The sequence below is a fragment of the Caballeronia sordidicola genome (assembly GCF_000729995.1).
Lineage (GTDB): Bacteria > Pseudomonadota > Gammaproteobacteria > Burkholderiales > Burkholderiaceae > Caballeronia > Caballeronia sordidicola_A.
In genome coordinates, this window is the sequence record NZ_JNFG01000163.1 from 1 (window position 1) to 365 (window position 365).

1 protein-coding gene is annotated in these 365 nt (G+C 67.4%); it reads left to right on the top strand.

Going from position 1 to position 365, the window contains the following annotated elements:
• Positions 1–365: zinc-binding dehydrogenase (locus tag FH08_RS0134205; RefSeq protein ID WP_031362662.1), on the top strand; the 365-nt coding region annotated here is incomplete at both ends.

Sequence of the window (365 nt, forward strand, 5' to 3'; positions counted from 1 at the left end):
TGGATTCGCCGAGCAGGCGCTCATCCACGAGAACCAGCTCGTCGTGGTCTCACCCGAGCTGCCGTTCGCGCAGGCGGCAGTGCTCGGCTGCGCCGTCGTGACCGGTGCAGGGGCAGTGCTGAACACCGCGAACGTTGGCCCGGGCGAGTCGATTGTCGTGGTCGGCGCGGGCGGTGTCGGATTGAACGCGGTCAGTGGGGGACGTGTCGCGGGTGCGGCTCGCATCATCGCGGTCGACGTGGATGACGAAAAACTAGACAAAGCCCGTCGGTTCGGTGCGACCGACACCGTGAACTCGCGCACCGTCGATCCTGTTGCCGCCGTGCGCGAGCTGACCGGCGGTGGGGCGAACCACGTGTTCGACT